The 20,845-nt window shown below is 68.2% G+C and carries 23 protein-coding genes and 1 pseudogene; 7 read left to right on the top strand and 17 right to left on the bottom strand.

Annotation, left to right across the window (positions count from 1 at the left end; genetic code table 11):
- The 4 genes and pseudogenes from ACPUER_RS08835 to ACPUER_RS08820 form a co-directional block, all read right to left on the bottom strand.
- Positions 1-266 (bottom strand): annotated as a pseudogene (locus ACPUER_RS08835) (hypothetical protein); the annotation flags it as partial.
- A gap of 376 nt (positions 267-642) precedes the next feature.
- A complete protein-coding gene (locus ACPUER_RS08830) occupies positions 643-1,302 on the bottom strand; it encodes a methyltransferase family protein (protein WP_175960036.1) in 660 nt (219 codons plus the stop codon).
- Between the two features lie 150 nt (positions 1,303-1,452).
- The gene (locus ACPUER_RS08825) at positions 1,453-1,617 is read right to left on the bottom strand and encodes a hypothetical protein (RefSeq protein WP_162836114.1); all 165 of its coding nucleotides are present in this window, start codon (positions 1,615-1,617) and stop codon (positions 1,453-1,455) included.
- A 258-nt stretch (positions 1,618-1,875) separates the two neighbouring features.
- On the bottom strand, positions 1,876-2,295 hold the full coding sequence (locus ACPUER_RS08820) for an HIT family protein (protein WP_072440179.1): 420 nt from the start codon (positions 2,293-2,295) through the stop codon (positions 1,876-1,878).
- A 285-nt stretch (positions 2,296-2,580) separates the two neighbouring features.
- Here ACPUER_RS08820 and ACPUER_RS08815 point away from each other — a divergent pair, with 285 nt between their 5' ends.
- Both ACPUER_RS08815 and ACPUER_RS08810 read left to right on the top strand, forming a co-directional pair.
- A complete protein-coding gene (locus tag ACPUER_RS08815; RefSeq protein WP_425130874.1) occupies positions 2,581-3,756 on the top strand; it encodes a hypothetical protein in 1,176 nt (391 codons plus the stop codon).
- Positions 3,757-3,947: 191 nt separating this feature from the next.
- Positions 3,948-5,348 (top strand): serine hydrolase domain-containing protein, encoded by a 1,401-nt coding sequence (locus tag ACPUER_RS08810; RefSeq protein WP_425130873.1) that lies wholly within the window; start codon positions 3,948-3,950, stop codon positions 5,346-5,348.
- A gap of 62 nt (positions 5,349-5,410) precedes the next feature.
- Here the strand turns inward: ACPUER_RS08810 and ACPUER_RS08805 are convergent, their stop codons facing one another.
- From ACPUER_RS08805 to ACPUER_RS08785, 5 genes are all read right to left on the bottom strand, one after another.
- Complete coding sequence (locus tag ACPUER_RS08805) at positions 5,411-6,034, bottom strand: glutathione S-transferase family protein (RefSeq protein ID WP_175960033.1); 624 nt, start codon at positions 6,032-6,034, stop codon at positions 5,411-5,413.
- Between the two features lie 137 nt (positions 6,035-6,171).
- The gene (locus tag ACPUER_RS08800; protein ID WP_175960032.1) at positions 6,172-6,480 is read right to left on the bottom strand and encodes a hypothetical protein; all 309 of its coding nucleotides are present in this window, start codon (positions 6,478-6,480) and stop codon (positions 6,172-6,174) included.
- A 69-nt stretch (positions 6,481-6,549) separates the two neighbouring features.
- Positions 6,550-7,020 carry a DUF2269 family protein gene (locus ACPUER_RS08795; protein ID WP_175960031.1) on the bottom strand — a complete coding sequence of 157 codons (471 nt, stop codon included), beginning with the start codon at positions 7,018-7,020 and terminating at the stop codon, positions 6,550-6,552.
- Complete coding sequence (locus ACPUER_RS08790; protein ID WP_425130872.1) at positions 7,017-8,336, bottom strand: SDR family oxidoreductase; 1,320 nt, start codon at positions 8,334-8,336, stop codon at positions 7,017-7,019. Before ACPUER_RS08790 ends, ACPUER_RS08795 begins: the two co-directional genes overlap by 4 nt.
- 88 nt (positions 8,337-8,424) lie before the next feature.
- A complete protein-coding gene (locus ACPUER_RS08785; protein ID WP_011548968.1) occupies positions 8,425-8,958 on the bottom strand; it encodes a GbsR/MarR family transcriptional regulator in 534 nt (177 codons plus the stop codon).
- 160 nt (positions 8,959-9,118) lie between these two features.
- On the opposite strand from ACPUER_RS08785, the gene fabV reads away from it, so the two are divergent.
- A complete protein-coding gene (gene fabV / locus ACPUER_RS08780) occupies positions 9,119-10,321 on the top strand; it encodes an enoyl-ACP reductase FabV (protein ID WP_425130871.1) in 1,203 nt (400 codons plus the stop codon).
- A 62-nt stretch (positions 10,322-10,383) separates the two neighbouring features.
- Here the strand turns inward: fabV and ACPUER_RS08775 are convergent, their stop codons facing one another.
- Positions 10,384-11,088 carry an SDR family oxidoreductase gene (locus tag ACPUER_RS08775; protein ID WP_425130870.1) on the bottom strand — a complete coding sequence of 235 codons (705 nt, stop codon included), beginning with the start codon at positions 11,086-11,088 and terminating at the stop codon, positions 10,384-10,386.
- Between the two features lie 345 nt (positions 11,089-11,433).
- Between ACPUER_RS08775 and ACPUER_RS08770 the strand changes: the two genes are divergently transcribed.
- Positions 11,434-12,018 (top strand): TetR/AcrR family transcriptional regulator, encoded by a 585-nt coding sequence (locus tag ACPUER_RS08770; RefSeq protein WP_425130869.1) that lies wholly within the window; start codon positions 11,434-11,436, stop codon positions 12,016-12,018.
- 33 nt (positions 12,019-12,051) lie between these two features.
- On the opposite strand, the gene ACPUER_RS08765 is transcribed toward ACPUER_RS08770, so the two are convergent.
- The 3 genes from ACPUER_RS08765 to ACPUER_RS08755 form a co-directional block, all read right to left on the bottom strand.
- A complete protein-coding gene (locus tag ACPUER_RS08765) occupies positions 12,052-12,630 on the bottom strand; it encodes a hypothetical protein (protein ID WP_310136650.1) in 579 nt (192 codons plus the stop codon).
- A gap of 268 nt (positions 12,631-12,898) precedes the next feature.
- Positions 12,899-13,684, bottom strand: coding sequence for a YhfC family intramembrane metalloprotease (locus tag ACPUER_RS08760; protein WP_425130868.1), 786 nt, complete (start codon positions 13,682-13,684; stop codon positions 12,899-12,901).
- A gap of 34 nt (positions 13,685-13,718) precedes the next feature.
- Positions 13,719-14,249 carry a GNAT family N-acetyltransferase gene (locus ACPUER_RS08755; protein WP_175960026.1) on the bottom strand — a complete coding sequence of 177 codons (531 nt, stop codon included), beginning with the start codon at positions 14,247-14,249 and terminating at the stop codon, positions 13,719-13,721.
- A 187-nt stretch (positions 14,250-14,436) separates the two neighbouring features.
- Between ACPUER_RS08755 and ACPUER_RS08750 the strand changes: the two genes are divergently transcribed.
- From ACPUER_RS08750 to ACPUER_RS08740, 3 genes are all read left to right on the top strand, one after another.
- On the top strand, positions 14,437-14,802 hold the full coding sequence (locus tag ACPUER_RS08750; protein WP_072440154.1) for an ArsR/SmtB family transcription factor: 366 nt from the start codon (positions 14,437-14,439) through the stop codon (positions 14,800-14,802).
- Positions 14,774-15,259 (top strand): SRPBCC family protein, encoded by a 486-nt coding sequence (locus tag ACPUER_RS08745; RefSeq protein WP_175960025.1) that lies wholly within the window; start codon positions 14,774-14,776, stop codon positions 15,257-15,259. Before ACPUER_RS08750 ends, ACPUER_RS08745 begins: the two co-directional genes overlap by 29 nt.
- 135 nt (positions 15,260-15,394) lie before the next feature.
- Positions 15,395-15,871, top strand: a complete 477-nt coding sequence (locus ACPUER_RS08740) for an SRPBCC family protein (RefSeq protein WP_034181826.1) — start codon at positions 15,395-15,397, stop codon at positions 15,869-15,871.
- A gap of 27 nt (positions 15,872-15,898) precedes the next feature.
- On the opposite strand, the gene ACPUER_RS08735 is transcribed toward ACPUER_RS08740, so the two are convergent.
- The 4 genes from ACPUER_RS08735 to ACPUER_RS08720 form a co-directional block, all read right to left on the bottom strand.
- Complete coding sequence (locus ACPUER_RS08735; protein ID WP_425130867.1) at positions 15,899-17,029, bottom strand: amidohydrolase family protein; 1,131 nt, start codon at positions 17,027-17,029, stop codon at positions 15,899-15,901.
- 1 nt (position 17,030) lies between these two features.
- Positions 17,031-18,338, bottom strand: a complete 1,308-nt coding sequence (locus ACPUER_RS08730; RefSeq protein ID WP_310136654.1) for an MFS transporter — start codon at positions 18,336-18,338, stop codon at positions 17,031-17,033.
- An 82-nt stretch (positions 18,339-18,420) separates the two neighbouring features.
- Entirely contained in the window at positions 18,421-19,713 is a 1,293-nt protein-coding gene (locus tag ACPUER_RS08725; RefSeq protein WP_425130866.1) for a CaiB/BaiF CoA transferase family protein, read from the bottom strand.
- Positions 19,710-20,696 (bottom strand): hydroxymethylglutaryl-CoA lyase, encoded by a 987-nt coding sequence (locus ACPUER_RS08720; RefSeq protein ID WP_425130865.1) that lies wholly within the window; start codon positions 20,694-20,696, stop codon positions 19,710-19,712. Before ACPUER_RS08720 ends, ACPUER_RS08725 begins: the two co-directional genes overlap by 4 nt.
- Positions 20,697-20,845 lie beyond the last annotated feature (149 nt).

Below are 20,845 nucleotides of genomic sequence, written 5' to 3'. Positions count from 1 at the left end.
GTACCTGCGCCGCCGCCGAGTGCGCCGCCGATGATCGCGCCGGTGCGCTCGCGACGGTTCGACGTCACCGCACCACCCGCGCCGCCGCCGATGGCGCCGCCGATTACCGAGCCGGTGCTGCCGCCGACCGCGCCGCCGACCGCTGCGCCGGCAACCCCGCCGAGCGCGCCGCCAAGCGCGTTGTTCAAGTCACCGGCCAATGCCGGCAGTGCAGTCGTGCCGGTCAGCGCGGCGACGACGAGAGCGGGGGCGATTTTCTTCCACATTCCCGTATTCTTCCTTGTTCGCAATCTGGTTATCGAAGGTCCGCTCGGTACGACGATCTGAATCGATCGACATCGATTCAGGCATTGTGCCGAACCCCGGACCAATTCATTTCATTGAGCTTGCGGCGAAGAATAGCATCGGTCCCACACCCTTGATGTGGACATTCTGGTAACAAGTTGTTTGCGAATAACGGACCTCGAACGCGCTCCGCGAAATCGCCTGAAACCCTTGCCGGTATTGGCTTCGGCGGCGGTCCGGCCGTCACGAATGGCAGACCGGCCACGCGCAACGTCGCACGTTCGAGACACACGTGGCAACACATCGGGCACGTGTCGCGAGCGAGCGCCGAAACGACGGTCGGGGTGGGATGAAGGGTCAGTACACGCCGGGCAGCAGCCGCCAGGTCCGCGCGCAATACGCGTCGTATTCGGCGCCGAATTGCGAACGCAGCAGCGCTTCCTCGGAGCGGATACGCGCGACGAGCGGCACCGTCATCAGCGCGACCAGCAGCACGCCGACGCCCGAGCGGAACGCGAGCGCCCAGCCGACCGAATTGACGAGCAGGCCGAGATAGCTCGGATTGCGGATGCGGCGATAGATGCCGTCGGTCACGAGCGTATGGCCCGGCTGGATCGCGACGAGCCCGCTGAAGCGCTTGCCGAGCACGAACACGGGCCAGATGCGCAGCGCCCCGCCCGCGATGTACAGCGCGACGCCGAACCATCGCACCGTATCGCCGCCGAGGGTCCAGAAATCGAGCCGGTCGGTCAGCGCGGGCAGATACGCGAGCAGGAAGCCGCTCACCGCGAATGCCGCGAGCACCCAGCGGTTGTCGCGGTTCTCGCGCTCGCCGGCGCTCAGGTTGCCTTCGGTGAACATTGCGACGACGGCCATCGCGAGTGTCGCGACGACGATGACGATCAGCGGCGGATGCGAGAAAAAGGCGGCGAACCCGCCGAAACCGAGCACGGCGAGCCCGAGATAGACGAGCGTCGATACGCCCGACAGGACAGCGACCTTGCGTGTGACGGACATGGCGGCCTCACAGGATGCGCTTTCCTGTGAAGTATAGGAACCGCGCGCACGATGCGCAGCGTGCCGTCGTCATGCGGCGCGCGAATCCGCGCGAACCTTCCGGTGAGGGGCAGCGAACCGGTGCGGGCAAGGCCCGCGCCGGGTACCCGATCAGCGGATGCGGAAGTTGCCGCCGATCCCGACGCTGACGGGCGGCGCGTAATACGCCGGCGCGTAGCCGTAGTAGGCCGGCGCGGGCGCGTAACCGTACGGCGGCGCGACGTAGCAGCCGGACAGGCCGCCGATCAGGGCAAGCGTGATGAGAAGTCTGGACATGGCTCGATTCCCGGCGCGAAAGACGAATGACACCTCGCGAAGACCATGCCGCCGTAAGCGACGGCGGCCGGCACGAAGAAGCGATCCGCTCTTCCTGTCGCTCGATGAAGTAATGCGCGGAGTCTAGCGCCGAGCTTGCCGAGCCGAGTTTCGCCGGCGGTTACACGTGTTACTTCGCGTGACCGCCGAAACAGGCGACGACGGCGCGGCAGCCGGCCGGTTCTCGGCCGCCGTGCCGCGCCGCGTGCCGTTGATCCGTTACACAAAACGCGCGCGAATGCGCTGCGCGATCGATTCGAGCGTTGCCGCGTCGGCGATGTCGCGCGCATGCATCCGTAGCTCGGCGCCTTCCCAGCGCGGGATCACGTGGAAGTGCACGTGCGGGACCGTCTGGCCCGCCGCCGCGCCATTGAACTGGCCGATGAACACGCCGTCCGGCTCGAGCGCCGCGCGCACGGCTGCCGCGACGCGCTGCGTCATGCGGATGCCGGCCGCGGCCGCGTCGCCGGACAGCTCGAAGATCTGCGCGGCCGGCTCCTTCGGGATCACGAGCACGTGACCGTCGGCCTGCGGCATCAGATCCATGATCGCGAGGGTCGCGTCGTCTTCCGCGACCTTCACGCACGGCAGTTCGCCACGCAGGATTTTTGCGAACGGGTTGTTGTTGTCGTAGGACATGGCGGTTTCCGATAACGGTTGAACAGGGTGAGCATTCGATGCCGGACGATTATCGGCCTTCGGCGCTCGATATTTCAACTTGTCAGGTCGTGTCGCCATTGCAGCGAACAATCGATGCCGGCGCGCATGCAACGTGCACAGCCGGATGGAATAAGCAGCCGTCGCCATCCGTTTATTTCGAGCGCGGGTTCGCGCGGCAAGATCGCGACCCCGCGCCGGACACCCGTCGGCTGCGCTGGCCGGCAGCCGGGATGACTGCTCGCGTTCATCAACCGGAGTCATGCCATGGACCCTCTCCCCACTTGTCGTTCCCCCGCCCCGCCCGTCTTCGCCGCGCACCCGCCGGCATACGCGCGCGCCTCGCACGCGCTGGCGCGCACGTTATGCCGCGCGGCTTGCGCCGCCGGGCTGGCCGCCTTGTCGTCGACGTTCGCGTGGGCCGGCAGCAACGACATCATCCTGCCGCCTTCGTCGGTCACCGCATCGACCGTGCCGGCCAACGGCGATCTCAATCCGTACGGCATCGCGTTCGTGCCGCGCGGCGTGCCGACCTGGAGCCCGCTGAAACCGGGCGACGTCGTCGTGTCCAACTTCAACGCGGCGTCGAACCTGCAAGGCACCGGCACGACGATCGTGAAGCTGTCGCCCGGCAATACGCCGGCAACGTTCTTCCAGGGCCGCAATCTCGGCCTGACGACCGCGCTCGCGGTGCTGCGCAGCGGCTTCGTGCTGGCCGGCAACGTGCCGGCGCCGGACGGCAAGACCGTGGTCGCGCCGGGCTCGCTGCTCGTCATCAATCCGCAAGGCAATCTCGTCACGCAACTGGTCAGCGCCACACTGCTCGACGGGCCGTGGGACATGACCGTGATCGATCGCGGCCAGCGCGTGACCGCGTTCGTGTCGAACGTGCTGAACGGCACGGTCGCGCGGATCGAACTGGCGATCGGCAACGACGGCGTCACGATGCTGCCGAGCTCGCGCATCATCGCATCGGGCTACGTGAACCGGACCGATCCCAATGCACTCGTCGTCGGCCCGACCGGCCTCGCGTACGCCCCGAACGTCGACGTCCTGTATGTCGCGTCCACCGGCGACAACGCGGTGTTCGCGATCCAGAACGCCGCGTCGACGAACCGCAACGGCGGCGTCGGCCGGATGATCTACTTCGACACGAAGCACCTGCACGGCCCGCTCGCGCTGGCGCTCGCGCCGAACGGCCATCTCGTGACCGCGAACGGCGACGCGGTCAACGCCGACCCGCTGCATCCGAGCGAGATCGTCGAATTCACGGTGGACGGGCGCTTCGTCGCGCAGATGCAGGTCGATATCGTGCCGGGCGCGGCATTCGGCCTTGCATTCGGGCGAGGCAGCAAAGGCCAGCCGCAATTCGCGGCCGTCGACGACAACACGAATACCGCGACGGTCTGGACACTGCGTTCGGACAACGACAACACGCAATGACGCGCCGCGTGAACGGGCCGCGTGCGGCCCGTTCACGTAACCGATCGACACATACGATTCGCACACGCCGGGCAACATGCGCCCGATCGACGCCACCCGGCGTCGCCAGCACCCGCGATTGCCACCGCTTGCCCGAACCTGCGACACTGCCGGTTCATGGCCCGCCTGCAGACAACCAAGGACGCTCGCGCATGACGACACCCATCAAGACGTTGATCCGACGGGGCGCCGCCCTCGTGCTGCTGGCCGCGATCGGCTATGCCGGATACATGCTGTCGCGGCTTGCGCCGATCGCGACCGGCTATGCCGCGAAGGCGCTGTGCTCCGGCGTGTTCGTGTCGGGCCGCCCGGCCGCGTCCGTGATCGACGTCGACATCATGGCCGGCGTGCATCCGCTGCTGAAGCTGGTGCGTCCGTCGCTCGATCCCGACCATCATCGTGCGGTGGCGACCTTCGCCGGCTTCGCCGGGCGCGAAGCCGACTTCCGGCCCGGGCTCGGCTGCACGCTCGCACTCGGGCCGTCGTCTGCCACATTGCCGGCCGCGTTGCCCGTTCTCCCCGACCCGCCGCCCGCGCAACCCGCACCCGCCGCGCCGCCCGCCGGCATCGACACACACAAGCTGCAGACCGCGCTCGACCGCGCATTCGACGAACCCGATCCGGCGCGGCCGCGGCGCACGCGCGCGGTCGTCGTGATGTGGAGCGGCCAGGTGATCGCCGAACGTTATGCGCCCGGCTTCACGGCCGACACGCCGCTGCCCGGCTGGTCGATGACGAAGACCGTGACGGCCGCGCTGGTCGGCATGCTCGTCGCGCAGCACAAGCTGTCGCCCGACGCGTCGGCGCTGCTGCCCGAATGGCGCGGCAGCGGCGACCCGCGCGCGGCCGTCACGCTCGACGAGCTGCTGCGGATGACGAGCGGCCTGCAATTCAACGAGGACTACGACGACCCGCTGTCCGACGTCGCCGTGATGCTGTTCACGCAGCCCGATACCGCGCGGTTCGCGTCGGCGAAACCGCTCGCCGCGACACCCGGCACGCAGTGGTACTACTCGAGCGGCACGAGCGCGATCATCGCGCGCGTGATGCGCGAAGCGATGGGCGGCAGCGACGATGACTACCTCGCGTTTCCGCGCCGCGCGCTGTTCGCGCCGCTCGGGATGCGCAGCGCGGTGTTCGAGCCCGATGCGTCCGGCACGCTCGGCAGCTCGTCGTACATGTATGCGAGCGCGCGCGACTGGGCGCGCTTCGGGCAGCTTCTGCTGCAGGACGGCGAGTGGAACGGGCAGCGGCTGCTGCCGGCGGGCTGGGTGCGCTACCTGACGCGCGCGACGCCGCAGTCGCCGCGCCAGGAATTCGGCGCGCATCTGTGGGTCAAGGTGCCGGAGCCGTTCAACGATCGCGATCCGCATGCGAGCGCGATGCCGGCCGACGCGTTTCATGCGGTCGGCCATGAAGGCCAGTTCGTGAGCGTGGTGCCGAGCCGTCAGCTGGTGGTCGTGCGGCTCGGGCTGTCGCGGCCGGAATCCGCGTGGAATCACGACGCGTTTCTCGCGCGCGTGCTCGACGCGGTGCCGGCGCCCGGCGCTTGACGACAGGCCGGCGAGCCCGCTGGCCCATGCATGCCGCCGCGCCGCGCGCTACCTGCGATGCGTCACGGATTCGCGCTGCCGGCGTAGGTCTTGAAGCCTTCGCGCGTCGCAAGACGCTCGATATAGCGCGACACCGCCGGGAAATCCGGATGCTCGAACGGCGTGCCGAACCAGCGGTTCACCGACAGGCCGATCGGAATGTCCGCGAGCGTGAAGGTGCCGCCGGCCACGAACGCGCCGGTCGATTCGAGCTGCGCGTTCAGCACGCGCATGTGCTTCGTCCAGCCCGCGATCGACTGCGCGATGGCGTCCGGATCCTGATGATCGGGCGATTTCCGCACGAGGCCGAGGAACGCGCCGATCCACGAACGGTTCAGGTCCGCGCCCTGCCAGTCGATCCATTGATCGACCCGCGCACGCGCCCGCGGCTCGGCCGGATAGAGCGCATCGCCGCCATAGCGGTTCGCGAGGTAGCGGATGATCGTGTTCGATTCCCAGAGCACGAAATCATCGTCCTTGATGACGGGCACGAGCGCGTTCGGATTCAGCGCGAGATAGTCCGGATCGTTGGTCGTGCGAAAACCCGCGCCCCAGTCTTCCTGTTCGAACGGCAGGTTCAACTCGGTGCACAGCCACAGTACCTTGCGGACGTTGATGGACGGGATCTTGCCGAGGATGTGCAGCATGCAGTCTCCTTGTGAGGTCGGATGCGAGCGCTCGGGACGCACGACACGCCCCGAGCGCGTTCACGCCGATTTAAACACGACGGCGCGGGAAACGGCATGCCGTGCAGGCAAAATCGGCGTGCGGCCGATTCGTCAGGTCACGCAGCGCGTGCTCGGCGGTCGGGCACCGGAACACCGTCGCGGCGATCAGCGACATCCGCCATATCTGCCGCGCGCGCCGGTACCGGTGTCGCGCCGGCCCGGAAATGCAGCGCGATGCCGCGGCGATACGCATCGTCGAACGGTGCACCGGCAAGCCACGGAACGGCCACGCCGACGAACAAGTGCGCGATCGCCGCGGCGTGCAACCCGCTCGCTACGATGCGGCGCATGGTGTCGCACGAACGCCGGGGCGCAACGTTTTCGGCAGCGTTGCCGATGGCCGGCACCACTTCACCGGCGTTCATGCTCTGCACTCTTTTCTTTACCGAAAGCATCACGCATCGATCGGTCGACTTCTTTCAGGCACGACGCGCCTACATCGGCTTGAGCACCATCAGGAAGTAGACGGACAGCATCGCGAAGAACGCCGGATAACCGAGCAGTTCCCAGCGCTTCGCATAGCGCCAGTAGCGTTCCGGCAATGCGGCGTCGCCGTTCACGTGAGCGAGCTTCGCCATCGCGGCGAGTTCGACCTGCAGCCACACGACCGGCAGCCAGCACGCGCCCGCGACCGCGTACAGCACGATCGACGCGACGAGCCACGGCGTATGCCACGGCCAGCCGGCCGTATGCGCAAGCCACAGCCCGGATGCCGGCTGGAAGATCACGGCCGGCGTCGTGAACCACCAGTCCGCGCGCACCACGAGTCGCGACACGGCCGCGATCGCGGGCACCGACCGCGTGCGGTTCGCGAAGAACAGGTAGAACGCAGTGCCGAACCCCGTGCCGACCAGCAGCACCGAGGACAGGATATGCAGCGCCTTGACGACGAGATAGGTATTCATGCTTGTTCTTCTTCTGAAAACAGGATCAACAGGATCGCGAGAATCGGTACGTTCTTGAGCACCGGGCCGAACGGTTCGGCCAGCAGACCCGGCATCGTGACCGCGATGACGGCCGAATACGCGACGATCAGCGCGGCTTGCGCCGCCCACAGGCGGCGCGACGGTGCGGCAACGGTCGCGATGCCGAACGCGAAGTCCAGCGCGCTTGCCGAATAGAGCGCGACCAACGCAGGCAGCCCCGTCAGGTGCGCATGCGCGAGCAATGCGAGGCTCGCGTGCAGCGGATGGATGAACGCGCTTGCGATCGCCGTCCAGATCCATACGATCGCGAGCGCGCCCAGCAACAGCGGGCGCCGCCACATCGCGAGCGCGTCGCGACGCAGCGCGGCCGCGTCCGCGCCGATGAAGCGGTCGATGCCGCGCGGCGGCCGGCCGAGTACGGCCGTGGCGGCCGCCGGATCGCCGGTGTTGCCGCCGCGCAGCATCGTCCACGTGTCGCGGGTGAGCAGCGCACCCGGCAGCATGCCGAGCAGCGCGGCCGCCGCGCCGACCAGCGGGGCCGGCAGCGTCACACCGGCGGCCGGCGGAAACCCGAGCGCGGCGCGGTAGCGGGCCAGCATCTCGCGGTATTCGACTTCGTCGTTGCCGACCACGTCGATCACTTGGTTGCCGGCCGCCGGCGAATCAGACGACTGCGCGACCAGCCGCGCGACGAGTTCGGCGAGATCGTCTACATGCACGGGGCGCAGCCGCTGATGGCCGCCCGCCGGCAATGCATGCACGGGCAGGCTCGCGAGCATCCGGAAAAAACGCGCCGACGTGCCGGCCGCGCCGTAGACCAGCGCGGGACGCACGATCCGGGAGTCGATCGGCAGCGTCTGCAGGAAGCGGTCGGCTGCGTGCTTGCTCGCGAAGTACCGCGTATCGCCGCGCTCGACACCGAGCGCCGAGATCTGGATCACGCGCCGCACGCGCGCACGGCAGCACGCGGTGAAGAGCGCGCACGGCGCGGTGCGATGCACGGCATCGAGCGTCGCGCCGCGTCGATCGCCGAGGATGCCGACCGCATTGATCACGACGTCGACGCCTTCCAGCCGCGCCAGCCACGCTGCGGGATCGACGTCCTTCGCGAAGTCGATCGCGACGTCGCGCGGGCCGGCCGCATCGCGCACGCCGCGCAGCACGCGATGGCCGCCGGCTTCAAGCTGCGCGCACAGTGCCCGCCCGATGAAGCCGTTCGCGCCGCAGACGAGGACGGTCATGCTGCGTTCCCCGGTGCGGCCGCTCTGGCCGGCCGACGGCAAGACTACGTTCATTTCCATCCTCTATTTACAGTTATTTCTGTACAGACAGAAATAACAATTCCGAAAAAAGCGGGCTGCCTGCCCGCACTTCCGTTACCGCTTACTTCGACGGCTTGCGCCTGACCGTCTGGCTGATCTTCGCGCCGATGCCGAGCGCCTTCATCAGCGTGTCGGGCTTGAGCCGCAGCATCTCGTCCGACCAGGTCGTGAGCGTCTCGACGAACTGCAGCGTGTCGCGGATGCGCTGTTCGGTCTCGCGGCTCTCGTTGGCGATCTCCGGGCTCGTCAGGCAATCGCGCAGCACCGTGAGCGTCGGCTCGATCTCGCGCTGCCGCCGCCCTTCGACGATCAGCTTGAACAGTTCCCAGATGTCGGTCGACGTCTCGAAATGGTCGCGGCGGTCGCCCAGCACATGCACGACCTTCGCGAGTCGCCACGCCTGCAGCTCCTTCAGGCTCGTGCTGACGTTGGAGCGCGCGACGTTGAGCGTCTCGGCGATCTCGTCGGCCGCGACCGGCCGGCCGGCCAGGTAGAGCAGCGCGTGGATCTGCGAGACGGTTCGGTTGACGCCCCACCGCGAGCCCATTTCGCCCCAGTGGAGAATGAATCGTTCGGCAATCGGTGTGAGTTCCATGTCGGGAAATTTATTCATTTCAGTCATTTCTGTCAAGAGAGAAATAACCGGACGATCCGGCACCTTCCGGCCGCGCCCGCCCGCGATCGGCCGCTTCCTTTACAATGCGCGGGATTTTTCCGATTTCAGGCCGTTTCTGCCTTTCTGACAAGAGGTTCCCATGATCATCAAACCGCGCGTGCGTGGCTTCATCTGCGTGACGACTCATCCCGTCGGCTGCGAAGCCAACGTCAAGGAACAGATCGACTACGTGACTTCGCACGGCCCGATCGCCAACGGCCCGAAGAAGGTGCTCGTGATCGGCGCGTCGACCGGCTACGGCCTCGCCGCCCGGATCTCGGCCGCATTCGGCTCGGGCGCGGACACGCTCGGCGTGTTCTTCGAGCGCGCCGGCAGCGAATCGAAGCCCGGCACGGCCGGCTGGTACAACAGCGCCGCGTTCGAGAAATTCGCCGCCGAAAAGGGGCTCTATGCGCGCAGCATCAACGGCGACGCATTCTCCGACAAGGTCAAGCAGGTCACGATCGACACCATCAAGCAGGATCTCGGCAAGGTCGATCTCGTCGTCTACAGCCTCGCGGCACCGCGCCGCACGCACCCGAAGACGGGCGAAACGATCAGCTCGACGCTCAAGCCGATCGGCAAGCCGGTCACGTTCCGCGGCCTCGACACCGACAAGGAAGTGATCCGCGACGTCGCGCTCGAACCGGCGACGCAGGAAGAGATCGACGGCACCGTCGCCGTGATGGGCGGCGAGGACTGGCAGATGTGGATCGACGCGCTGGATGAAGCCGGCGTACTGGCCGACGGCGCGAAGACGACCGCGTTCACGTATCTCGGCGAGCAGATCACGCACGACATCTACTGGAACGGCTCGATCGGCGAAGCGAAGAAGGATCTCGACAAGAAGGTGCTGTCGATCCGCGAAAAGCTGGCCGCGCACGGCGGCGATGCACGCGTGTCGGTGCTGAAGGCCGTCGTCACGCAGGCCAGCTCGGCGATCCCGATGATGCCGCTGTACCTGTCGCTGCTGTTCAAGGTGATGAAGGAAACCGGCACGCACGAAGGCTGCATCGAGCAGGTGTACGGGCTCCTCAAGGACAGCCTGTACGGCACGACGCCGCACGTCGACGAGGAAGGCCGGCTGCGCGCGGACTACAAGGAACTCGATCCGCAGGTGCAGGCGAAGGTCGTCGCGCTGTGGGACCACGTGACGAACGAGAACCTGTACGAGCTGACCGACTTCGCCGGCTACAAGACCGACTTCCTGCGGCTGTTCGGCTTCGAGATCGCCGGCGTCGACTACGACGCGGACGTGAACCCGGACGTGAAGATCCCGGGCATCATCGACACCACGGCCTGACGGCCTAAGGGCCGAGCCCGCCGCGCGCGAACGCGGGCGGCGGGCAGTGCCTCCCGGCAGCGTCAACGCGGCGCCGGTTCCTCCAGATAGACGCCCGACGACAGCGTGGCTTTCACGTGCCGCGTGAATTCGTCGGTCGACACTTCCTCCGCACCCGCTTCGATCGCGTCGTAGGCTTGGCGCACGACGTCGTCCGGCGTGGCCTTCGGCACGTCGAGGCCGCGTGTCAGGTCGGTGTCGATGAAACCGGCATGCAGCCCGACGACCTGCGTGCGCTGCTCGCGCAGCGAATGGCGCAGCCCGTTGGTCAGCGCCCACGCGGCCGATTTCGACACGCCGTAGCCCGACAGGATCGGCCGGTTCACCCAGCTCGCGACCGACAGGATGTTCAGGATCGCGCCGCCGCCATGCCCGGCGAGGGTTCCCGCAAACGCCCGCGACATCGCCAGCATCCCGAACACGTTGGTTTCGAAGTGATCGCGCAGCGCGTCGGGCGCGCCTTCGTCCGTCAGGCTGCCAAGCCGCGCGATGCCTGCGTTGTTGATCAGCAGCGTGACGTCGCGCGCCGCGTCGGCCGCCGCGGCGACGGCCGCCGGATCGGTCACGTCGAGCTTCACGGGCACGACGCCCGGCAGCGTCACGGTGGCCGGATCGCGCGCCGCCGCATAGACCTTGCGCGCCCCTCTCGCGAGCGCCTGCTTCGCAAACTCGAGCCCGAGCCCGCGGTTTGCGCCCGTCACGAAAACGACTGCACCTTCGATCTTCATGATCGTTCCTTTCCTTTCGCATGATGAATCGCATGCGCGCCGGCTCGTCGCGCGCGTGAGATCCGGTGGAAAACGAGGCTGCCATTGCGTACCGAATCGCTGCGCCGCCGGAGGCAGACGGCGAGCCGTCCGCTGCCCGTCACCCTGCGGCGCCAAAGACCTTGACCGATTGCCATCCGTGTTCCGGCCGTGGCTTCGCACTGCCCGCCAAGTCGGCTACACTTGATATCAATGTCGATCACCATTGTCTTTGCGGTGCATTGTGTTCGCGCCGTCCGGGCATGTCAATTGTGATCGCCATTGTGTTTTTCAATCGATGCGATCGGCAGAATCGGGGAGGGATCGATGGGCGTGTCAAGACAGCAGGCTGCCGAGAACCGGAGCGCGATCGTCGCGGCCGCCGAGCGGCTGTTCCGCGCGCGCGGCGTCGACGCCGTGGGGCTGACGGAGCTGATGAAGGAAGCCGGCTTCACGCAGGGCGGCTTCTACAACCACTTCAAGTCGAAGGATGCGCTGGTCGCCGAGGTGATGGGAAAGGCGATGCAGGACCGCGAAGATTCGCCGAACGCCGGCAGTCTCGCCGCGCAGGTGGCGTCGTATCTGTCGGCGGCGCATCGCGACAATGTCGAGGCCGGGTGCCCGCTGTCCGGTTTCGCGGGCGACGCGCCGCGACTGACCGAGGCGGCGCGCGCATGCTACGCGCACGGCCTCGCCGCGTATCTCGACCGGCTGGAACGAATGGTGGCGACCGAAGGCGCGACGCCGGAACAGACGCGCCGCGACGCGCTCGCGGTCTTCAGCCAGATGGTCGGGGCGCTCGTGCTGTCGCGCGCGATCGCCGGCACCGATCCCGTGCTGGCCGACGAGATCCTCGAGGCGGGACGCGATACGCTCATCGACGGACGCGGCGGTCCTGCCGCGCCGGCGTAACGGCGCGCGCAGCGGCGAGCCACGCTTCGCCCGCTATTCGACCGCCCGCGCGGCATCCCATAGCGGCTGCCCGCCCAGCGCCACATACCACGCGTCAAAACGCGTGCGCCACGATTCGAACGGCTCCGTCAGCGGATGGCGCGGATCTTCGCTGAGCGAATACGCCATCCCTTCGATCAGCCAGCGCGGCTTGGTCACGACGGCCAGGTTGCCGAGCACTTCGGCCTGGCGGTGATGGATCAGTTCGTGCGCGAGAAAGTAGGTCTGCCAACCGCGCGGCGCGATGACCACGCCGAAATTCCCGAGCGTCAGCGCCGCGCGCTGGCCGAGGCCGAATGCGTCGGCGCACGCGCGCGTCGAGCAGAACACGACGCGCGGCGCGGCGCGGAACCCGCCGACGGCCGCCGCCGCGCGCGCATAGCCGTCGCGATAGAGCTGCTGTGCGTCGCCGAGCTTCGCGGCATCGTCCGTGCAGATGTCGGCGCGTGGGCAGGACACGCCGGGGATCAGTGCGGGCGCGACGATGCGCAGCGGCTTGACGAGCGCGTACGCGGCAATCGGCAGCGCGACGAGCAAGCCCGTGAGGGCGAGGGCGACGTGGGAGCGTTTCATCGAGGCGGAGGTTCCGTGGCGTTTTGTTGGAGTTCTACCTGCGCGAATATATCGGACCGGCACGGTTGCCGGCCCCGCTTCTCTTTCTGCGTGGCGTCCGGCCGGCTCTCATCGCGACCGGGGACACGCCCCGGCGCTCGCCGGCATCGGCATCGCCATCGTCACGGCCGGCATGGCCTTGCGCCTCGCCAGCCGGTGGCGAACCGGAGACAGACCCACGATCCGGCGACCGAACCGCACCGCGCACGGCTGAAACAGGCGACGCGCGTCACACGGCGTGCCCGGTGCGCGCGTCGCTGGCGCCTGTCCCCCACCGGCTCCAGCGAATGGCCCGCCACAGGATCGCGACGCTGCACGCGAACAGGATCGCCTCGACCAACACGGTATCGACATGCCAGTACCGCGTCAGCAGCACGACGGCGAGGTCGAACACGAAATGGATCGCGATCGCATACGCAAGCCAGCGCTTGGTGCCGCGCACGAATGCCTGCAGCACGATCAGCGACAACCCGACATGCGCGGCCAGCGCACTCGTGCGTTCGAGCAGCGCGAGAAACGGCGACGCGAGCGTCATGCCCGCGAACTGCGCCCCGATCAGCGACTGCACGCCCTCAGGCACGACGACGCCCGCGTGCGCGAGCAGGTAACCCGTGCCGAGCGCGAGAAACCCGACGCCGACCAGCAGCATCGCCTCCAGCCCGCCGTGCCCGAGCCCGAGCATCACGGCCGTCTGTGCTTCGTGCCGCTTCGGCAGCAGATACCGGAACGCGACCCAGCGCCCGCATTCCTCGAAGAGCCCGGCCGTCAATGCCGCGAACACCAGCATCGGCACATGCCAGCGCGGGTCGTGAGCGAGCCAGCGGTACAGCTGAACCTGCCACGACATGCGCAGCACCGGCTGGAACACGAAAAAGGTCAGCATGCCGTAGAAAAACACGCGCCACGGCACCTGCGTGCGGCATCGCCACGCGGCCGCGAGCACCGCAGGCGCAAGCAATGCGACGACACCGGCCGCGAGCGTGAGGAACAGGAGAACCGGGGCGACGGGGTGCATGGCGGATGCCGATGAGCGGCGCTAACGCGCACCGCTACGCGAGCTGCTTGTGGAAAAACGTCGTCGCGCAAAACGCGCCGTCGGGCATCAGCGCGTAGTTCGGCACGACGCCGACACGCTGCCAGCCTGCCCGCTCGTACAGCCGCTCGGCGTCGCCGCCCGTCACGGTGTCGAGCACGAGCACGGTCTTGCCGGCGTCGCGCGCGGCCGCGTCGGCCGCCGCCATCAGCCGCGCGGCGACGCCCTGCCGGCGCGCGTGCCGCGACACGAGCATCTTCGCGATGTCCGCGCGATGCGGCTGGTTCTCGGGCTGCGCGGTCACGACCTGCACGGTGCCCACGATCCGGCCGGCCGCATCCTCGGCGACGAGCAGGATGCGCTCGCCGCTCTCCACGCCGTCGGCCACGCGCGTCCAGAACGCGACGGCGGTCGGCCGCTCGATCGGCAACATGAAGCTGACGGACGCGCCGCCCTCGACGCAATCGATCAGCACGTCGGCCAGCGCGTCGACGCAGGCCCTCGCGTCGCGCGCGCCGACGCGGCGGACGGTAACAGGTTCGGTCATGCCATCTCCGGTGGTCAGCCAGGCCGCACAAGTTCGTCATGCGCCCGGATTGGAAAGAACGCCAGCCGGTGGTCGAGGCTTGCGCAACGGCGGCAGGCGTCCGGCAACGCGGCACAGGTCGGCGCGTGTTACCGCCCCATCATCCTACGCGACGAAAATGTCCGCTGCATCGCCTATACTTAGCCGCATGGCTAACTTTCAACCCGGCATCAGCGACGTCTTCCACGCCCTTGCCGACCCGACGCGCTGCGCGATCGTCAGCGCGCTCGGCCAGGGCGAGCGAACCGTCTCCGCGCTGGCCGCGCCGTTCGACATGGCGCTGCCGTCGTTCATGAAGCATGTCGCCGTGCTCGAGCGCAGCGGCCTCGTCCAGACCCGCAAAACCGGCCGCTCGCGCACCTGCGCGCTGGTCGGCAGCCGGCTGACCGAGGCCGAGGAATGGCTCGCCGCGCAGCGTGCGCTGTGGGAAGCGCGATCCGATCGTCTCGTCGAATTCGTCGAACGCCGTCACCAGGAGGAGCAAGATGTCAGCAAGCCACGTCGAACCCGCTGAAGCCCACGATCTCGTCATCACACGCACGCTGCACGCGCCGCGCCACGCGCTGTGGCGTGCGTGGACCGACCCCGAACTGTTGAAGGAATGGTGGTGCCCGAAGCCGTGGACCACCGAGGTGCGCGCGTTCGACCTGCGGCCGGGCGGCGCCTTCCATACGTTCATGCGCGGCCCCGATGGCGGCACGAGCGACAATCCCGGCTGCTTCCTCGAAATCGTGCCCGAAGCGCGCATCGCGTTCACGTCGATGCTCGCGGGCGGCTGGCGGCCGCAGGTGCCGTGGCTGGGCTTCACGGCAATCATTACGATGGCCGACGACGCCGCGGGCAGCCGCTACGAGGCGCGCGTGATGCATCCGGATGCCGCGACGCGCGAGCGCCACGAAGCGCTCGGCTTCTTCGAGGGCTGGAACACCTGCATTACGCAGCTCGACGCATTCGCGGCCACGCTGCGCTGAACGGCTGAACGGCTGAACGCGGGCGAGCGCGCGGTCATTGCATGCCGCCCCGCCCGCGCCTACGATTCCTGAAGGAAGCCTGACGACACGCCGGCATCCGGCGTGCACCGTCGCGCGCGCTCCGCGGGAGGCGACATGTTGCATACGCACACGCATTCGACCCGGGTCAGCCGGCACCTGAACGCACCGCGCGGACGTGTCTACCGCGCGCTGCTCGATCCGCACGCGGTCGAGCAATGGAAGGTGCCCGACGGCATGACGTGCCGCGTGCATGCGTACGACGCGCGCGAAGGCGGCGCGCTGCGCGTGTCGCTGAGCTACGACGCGCCGTCGGCGGACACCGGCAAGACCACCGCGCGCACCGATACCTACCACGGCCGCTTCGTCACGCTCGTGCCGGACCAGCAGATCGTCGAGATCGACGTGTTCGAGACCGACGATCCGATGCTGCGCGGCGCAATGACGATCACGATCACGCTGTCCGACGAAGCGGACGGCACGCGCGTGGACGCCGTGCACGACGGGATCCCGCCCGGCGTGCCGGTCGCCGACAACGAGACCGGCTGGCGCATGGCGCTGGCGAAGCTCGCGGCGCTGGTCGAGGCCGGGTGAGCACGCGCGGGCGCGCCGCGACACGCGTCAGCCGAGCCGGTAAGCGCGCGTGACCGTGCCGCGGAACAGCGCGTCGCGCTCGTCCGGGCTCGCATGCGCGGTCAGCCGCTTGAACGCGTTCCAGCCGTTCACGTACGAATACGAGCCCTTGTCGACCGGGAAATTGCTCTCGAACATGCAGCGCTCGGCGCCGAACGCTTCGATACAGGTCAGCATCCACGGCTTCCACGCGTCCGCGAGCTGCTCGGAAGACGGCGGCCGCGCGCCCTTTTCGAAATCGAAACCGTTGATGCGCATCCCGAGCCCGCCGACCTTCACGTACACGTTCGGCAGTTGCGCGAGCGTGCGCATCGACGCCGACCAGCGCTCGAACACCCCCGGCCGCTGGTCCGCATAGCTCGCGATCCGCACGACGCCGCCGCAGTGATTGACGACGATCCGCGTATCGGGGTTCGCCTTCGCGAGCTCGAACAGCTCGGGCAGTTGCGGAAAGAACAGCCACGCGTCATACGACAGCCCGAGCGGCGCGAGCTGCGCGACGCCGGCCCGGTACGCGGAATCGAGCAGCAGCCCGCGCGGCACCGCCGACAGCGGATTGGCGAGCGTCGGATCGGCATCCCACGTGGTCAGGTGCCGAACCCCGCGAAACCGCCCGCGCCCCGCTTCGAGATGCGCTTCCAGCACGTCGCGCACGCGTTCGCCGAGCCGCAGGTCCGCGTGGCCGACGATGCCTGTCGCGACGGCCGGACGGCCGTGCTGCAGCGGCTCGGTCACGCCGGCGACATAGGCCGTCTCGCCGGCCGGCTTCAGCTCGGCCGGGCCGGAATCGCGGTAGCGCGTCTGCGCCTGCATGTAGACGGACGCCTGGATGTTGTGGCCCGAGCGTGCGTCCTGCAGGTAGTCGTCGAGCATGTAGATCCAGCCCGGCCGTTCATAGAAATGATGATGCGCGTCGACGATCGGCAGGTCGGGATCGAGCGCGGGTTCGAGCGCCGACGCGAGCCAGTCGGGTCGGACCGCGAGATAGTTGCCTTGCGTCGTCATGCGGGAAGCTCCATCTTGAGCCGGTGCGTGCGTATCGGCGAACGCGGGCACCGCGAGCGACGCGGCGGCCGCGCCGAGCAGCCGGCGTCGCATGATCGAAATCGTCGTGTCCATGTCATTCGCTCCGGTCGAACGCATACAGCGACAGCGTGAGCAGCGTCGTGATCGCGAGGACAATGGCAAGACCCAGCATGCCGGCCGTGAAGGTACCGAAGCTGTCCTTCAGGTAGCCGACGAGATAAGGGCCCGCGAAGCCGCCGAGCGCGCCGATCGAGTTGATCAGCGCCAGCCCGCCGGCCGCTGCCTGGCCGGACAGGAAGCGCGACGGCAGCGTGTAGAAGATCGTGCGGCCGGCAATCGTGCCGATCAGCGCGAGCGTGATGCCGACGAGCGCGGGGCCGAGCGTCAGGAAATGCGTCGACACGCCGAGCGCCACCGCACCGATGAACAGCCCGATCGCGAGGTTCGCGACAGGGCCGCCGCGACGGTCCACACGTTTCGCCCACCACAGCAGCGCAATCGTCGCGAAGAAGTACGGCACCGCGGACAGCCAGCCCGTCTGCATCGTCGACATGCCGTGCGCCTTCAGCATCTGCGGCAGCCAGATGCCGATCCCGTACGAACCCATCGTGAAGCCGAACGAGATCAGCGCGAGCACGTACACGCGCACGTCGCGCAGCGCAACGCCGAATTGCTTCTTCCGTCCGGCGGACGCGCCTTCGCGCTCGAACGCGCGCTGCAGCGCGGTACGCTCGTCGTCCGACAGCCACGCGGCATCCGCCGGCGAATCGGACAGCAGCTTCAGCACGAGAAAACCGAGCGCGCACGCAGGCAGCCCTTCGACGATGAACATCCACTTCCAGCCGGCAAGCCCGAGCGCGCCATCGAGCTGCAGCAGCCACGTCGACAGCGGGCCGCCGATCAGCGACGACAGCGGCGTCGACACGGTGAACCATGCGAGCACGCGCGTGCGGTAGCTCGCCGGGAACCACACGGCGAGGAAGAAAATCACGCCCGGAAAGAACCCGGCCTCGCCGATGCCCAGCAGCAGCCGGATCGCGTAGAAGCTCGTCGGCCCGGTCGCGAGCGCGGTCGCGGCCGCCATCAGCCCCCACGTGATCATGATGCGGGCGAGCCAGCGGCGCGCGCCGAAGCGGTACAGCGCGAGATTGCTCGGCACCTCGAACACGCAGTAGCCCGCGAACATGATCCCCGCGCCCCAGCCGAACTGCGTCGCGGTCAGCCCGAGATCGCGGTTCATCGTGAGCGCCGCGAACCCGACGCTCGTGCGGTCGAGGTAATTGAAGAAGTAAGCCATCGCGAGCAGCGGGATGAACCGCCATGCGGCCTTGCGCACGGCCCGTTGCTCGACCGACGCATCGGTCTCGCGATCGGCGGCCAGCGCCGGGGAAGCGGATGTCATGGTTGTCTCCGTGGATGCAGCAATCCGCGCCCGCGCGTTGCGCGGCCGGGTGCCTTTGTTCGTTCGATGGATCGCGGCCGCGCTACGCGCTCGCCACTTCGTTCGGCGAAGGCGCGCCGCCCGGCCCGTCGCCGTGCGCTGCACCGTCCGCGACGTACTGTCCTGCGACGACGCCCGCTTCGATCAGCGCACGCGCGTCGTCCGGCGCATAGCCGAGCTCGCCGAGCAACGCGTGCGTGTCCTGGCCAAGTGCCGGCGGCGCCGAGCGCAGCCGCAGCCGCTCGCCCGCGAGCGTCAGCGGCAGCAGCGCGGTGCGCGTGTCGACCGGCCGGCCTGCACAGCTCGCGTCGGCCGGCAGCGTCACCGCTTCGAGGCCGCCGGTCGCCAGCAGATGCGGATCGTCGAACAGGTCCTGCGGCTTCGTGATCGGCGCATAGGGCAGGCCGATCGATTCGAAGATCGCGCCGATCTCCGCGGCCGAATGCGGCGTGAGCCGCGAGCGCAACTCCGGCAGCAGCCACTCGCGCGCCTGCACGCGCAGGTTGTTGGTCGCGAGGCGCGGATCGCCCTTCAGCGCCGCAAAGCCGAACGCATCGCAGAACAGCGCCCACTGCGTATCCGACACGACCGCGAGAAAGATCTGCTCGCCGTTCTTCACGGAGAACACGTCGTAGACTGCCCACGCGGAAATCCGGCTCGGCATCGGCGACGCGGCCTGCCCCGTCACCGCGAACTGCATCATGTGCTGCGCGACGAGGAACACGTTGTTCTCGAACAGCGAGCTCTGCACCTGCTGGCCGCGGCCGGTGCGCTCGCGCTGCGCGAGCGCGGCCATCGCGCCGATCGCGCCGAACATGCCGCCCATGATGTCGTTCACGCTCGAGCCCGCGCGCAGCGGCCGGCCCTCGGGGCCCGTCATGTAGGCCAGGCCGCCCATCATCTGCACGACTTCGTCGAGCGCCGTGCGATGCTCGTACGGCCCCGGCAGAAAGCCCTTGTGCGACACGTACACGATGCGCGGATTCAGCGAGGACAGCGCCGGATAACCGAGGCCGAGCCGGTCCATCGTGCCGCTCTTGAAGTTCTCGCTGAAGACGTCCGCCGTTCCGACGAGCCGCAGCACGATTTCCAGCCCGCGCGGATCCTTCACGTCGACCGCGAAGCTCTTCTTGTTGCGGTTGAACATCCCGAAGAAGCCTGCGCCTGAGCCGCGCAGCGCACGCGTGCTGTCGCCCGCGATCGGTTCGATCTTGATGACTTCCGCGCCGAGATCCGCGAGCAGCATGCCGCAGGTCGGGCCCATCACCATGTGCGTCATCTCGATCACGCGCACGCCTTGGTACGGCAGCGCCGCAGCAGGTAGCCGGCCGTTCATTGCGCGACTCCCGTCAGGCATCCTTCCGGTTGAGCGGCTGTCGGCACGCGGCCGTCCGCATAGCGGAAGCCCTTCGGCAACCCGGCGTCCGGCACGTGGCCGTACAGCGCCTCGGACGGCAGCGCGTCGTGCAGAATCGCGCGCGCGGCGAGCAGCGCGTCGACGTCGACGCCCGTGTCGACTCCCATCGATTCGAGCAGGAACACGAGATCCTCGGTGACGATGTTGCCGGTCGCGCCCGGCGCATACGGGCACCCGCCGAGGCCGCCCTGGCTCGCGTCGATCGTCGTCACGCCTGCGTCGAGCGCCGCGACGACGTTCGCGAGCCCCTGCCCGCGCGTGTTGTGGAAATGCGCACCGCCGGCCTTGTCGCCGACTTCGCGCCGCAGGCGCGCGAACAGCCGGCGTACCTGCGCCGGGTTCGCATAACCGCTCGTATCGGACAGCCCGATTTCGTCGACGCCGCACTCGGCCATCGCGATGGCCATCGCGATCGTCTCGTCGTCGCTGACGGCGCCCGCGATCGTGCAGCCGAACGCGACCGACACGCCCGCCTCGATCTGCACCGACGGAAACCGCGCGTCGCGCAGCGCGACGATCGCGCGCACCTCGTCGATCATCTGCGCGGGCGTCTTGCGGATGTTCGCCAGCGAATGCGCTTCCGTCACCGATACCGGCAGCGTCAGCTTGTGCACGCCCGCGTCGAATGCGCCCTCGGCGCCGCGCAGGTTCGGCGCGAGCGCGGCGACATGCAGCCCGGGAATCGCCAGCGCGTGCGCGACGACTTCGCGCACATCGGCCATCTGCGGCAACAGCGTGGCCGGCACGAACGACCCCACCTCGATCTCGCGCAGGCCGGCCGTGGCCAGCGCGGTGATCCAGCGCAGCTTGCCGGCCGTCGGCATCACGGTCCCGATGCTCTGCAGGCCATCGCGCGGCCCGACCTCGCTGACCAGCACCTTCGGATATTCGGAAACGCTCATTCGATACCTCATTGTTCTATCTGAAAGAACATAGTTCTGTTAGACGGAACTCTAGACGCGCATCGAATGAGCTGTAAGCGGGGTATACCCGTGAAATTGCGATTTTCTGGAACTTGAGTTCTGTCAGACAGAACGATATAGTCGACCGA

This window comes from Burkholderia sp. DN3021 (assembly GCF_049805555.1).
In the GTDB taxonomy this organism is placed as follows: Bacteria; Pseudomonadota; Gammaproteobacteria; order Burkholderiales; family Burkholderiaceae; genus Burkholderia; species Burkholderia pyrrocinia_C.
The sequence above is the reverse complement of the archived record's forward strand: the minus strand, read 5'-3'. Positions and strand labels throughout refer to the sequence as shown.

Coding starts and splice junctions, on each gene's coding strand:
- ACPUER_RS08830 (WP_175960036.1), bottom strand. CDS start 1,302: ATGTCCGTCACACGCAAGGTCGCTGTCCTGTCGGGCGTATCGACGCTC.
- ACPUER_RS08825 (WP_162836114.1), bottom strand. CDS start 1,617: ATGTCCAGACTTCTCATCACGCTTGCCCTGATCGGCGGCCTGTCCGGC.
- ACPUER_RS08820 (WP_072440179.1), bottom strand. CDS start 2,295: ATGTCCTACGACAACAACAACCCGTTCGCAAAAATCCTGCGTGGCGAA.
- ACPUER_RS08815 (WP_425130874.1), top strand. CDS start 2,581: ATGGACCCTCTCCCCACTTGTCGTTCCCCCGCCCCGCCCGTCTTCGCC.
- ACPUER_RS08810 (WP_425130873.1), top strand. CDS start 3,948: ATGACGACACCCATCAAGACGTTGATCCGACGGGGCGCCGCCCTCGTG.
- ACPUER_RS08805 (WP_175960033.1), bottom strand. CDS start 6,034: ATGCTGCACATCCTCGGCAAGATCCCGTCCATCAACGTCCGCAAGGTA.
- ACPUER_RS08800 (WP_175960032.1), bottom strand. CDS start 6,480: ATGAACGCCGGTGAAGTGGTGCCGGCCATCGGCAACGCTGCCGAAAAC.
- ACPUER_RS08795 (WP_175960031.1), bottom strand. CDS start 7,020: ATGAATACCTATCTCGTCGTCAAGGCGCTGCATATCCTGTCCTCGGTG.
- ACPUER_RS08790 (WP_425130872.1), bottom strand. CDS start 8,336: ATGAACGTAGTCTTGCCGTCGGCCGGCCAGAGCGGCCGCACCGGGGAA.
- ACPUER_RS08785 (WP_011548968.1), bottom strand. CDS start 8,958: ATGGAACTCACACCGATTGCCGAACGATTCATTCTCCACTGGGGCGAA.
- fabV (WP_425130871.1), top strand. CDS start 9,119: ATGATCATCAAACCGCGCGTGCGTGGCTTCATCTGCGTGACGACTCAT.
- ACPUER_RS08775 (WP_425130870.1), bottom strand. CDS start 11,088: ATGAAGATCGAAGGTGCAGTCGTTTTCGTGACGGGCGCAAACCGCGGG.
- ACPUER_RS08770 (WP_425130869.1), top strand. CDS start 11,434: ATGGGCGTGTCAAGACAGCAGGCTGCCGAGAACCGGAGCGCGATCGTC.
- ACPUER_RS08765 (WP_310136650.1), bottom strand. CDS start 12,630: ATGAAACGCTCCCACGTCGCCCTCGCCCTCACGGGCTTGCTCGTCGCG.
- ACPUER_RS08760 (WP_425130868.1), bottom strand. CDS start 13,684: ATGCACCCCGTCGCCCCGGTTCTCCTGTTCCTCACGCTCGCGGCCGGT.
- ACPUER_RS08755 (WP_175960026.1), bottom strand. CDS start 14,249: ATGACCGAACCTGTTACCGTCCGCCGCGTCGGCGCGCGCGACGCGAGG.
- ACPUER_RS08750 (WP_072440154.1), top strand. CDS start 14,437: ATGGCTAACTTTCAACCCGGCATCAGCGACGTCTTCCACGCCCTTGCC.
- ACPUER_RS08745 (WP_175960025.1), top strand. CDS start 14,774: ATGTCAGCAAGCCACGTCGAACCCGCTGAAGCCCACGATCTCGTCATC.
- ACPUER_RS08740 (WP_034181826.1), top strand. CDS start 15,395: ATGTTGCATACGCACACGCATTCGACCCGGGTCAGCCGGCACCTGAAC.
- ACPUER_RS08735 (WP_425130867.1), bottom strand. CDS start 17,029: ATGGACACGACGATTTCGATCATGCGACGCCGGCTGCTCGGCGCGGCC.
- ACPUER_RS08730 (WP_310136654.1), bottom strand. CDS start 18,338: ATGACATCCGCTTCCCCGGCGCTGGCCGCCGATCGCGAGACCGATGCG.
- ACPUER_RS08725 (WP_425130866.1), bottom strand. CDS start 19,713: ATGAACGGCCGGCTACCTGCTGCGGCGCTGCCGTACCAAGGCGTGCGC.
- ACPUER_RS08720 (WP_425130865.1), bottom strand. CDS start 20,696: ATGAGCGTTTCCGAATATCCGAAGGTGCTGGTCAGCGAGGTCGGGCCG.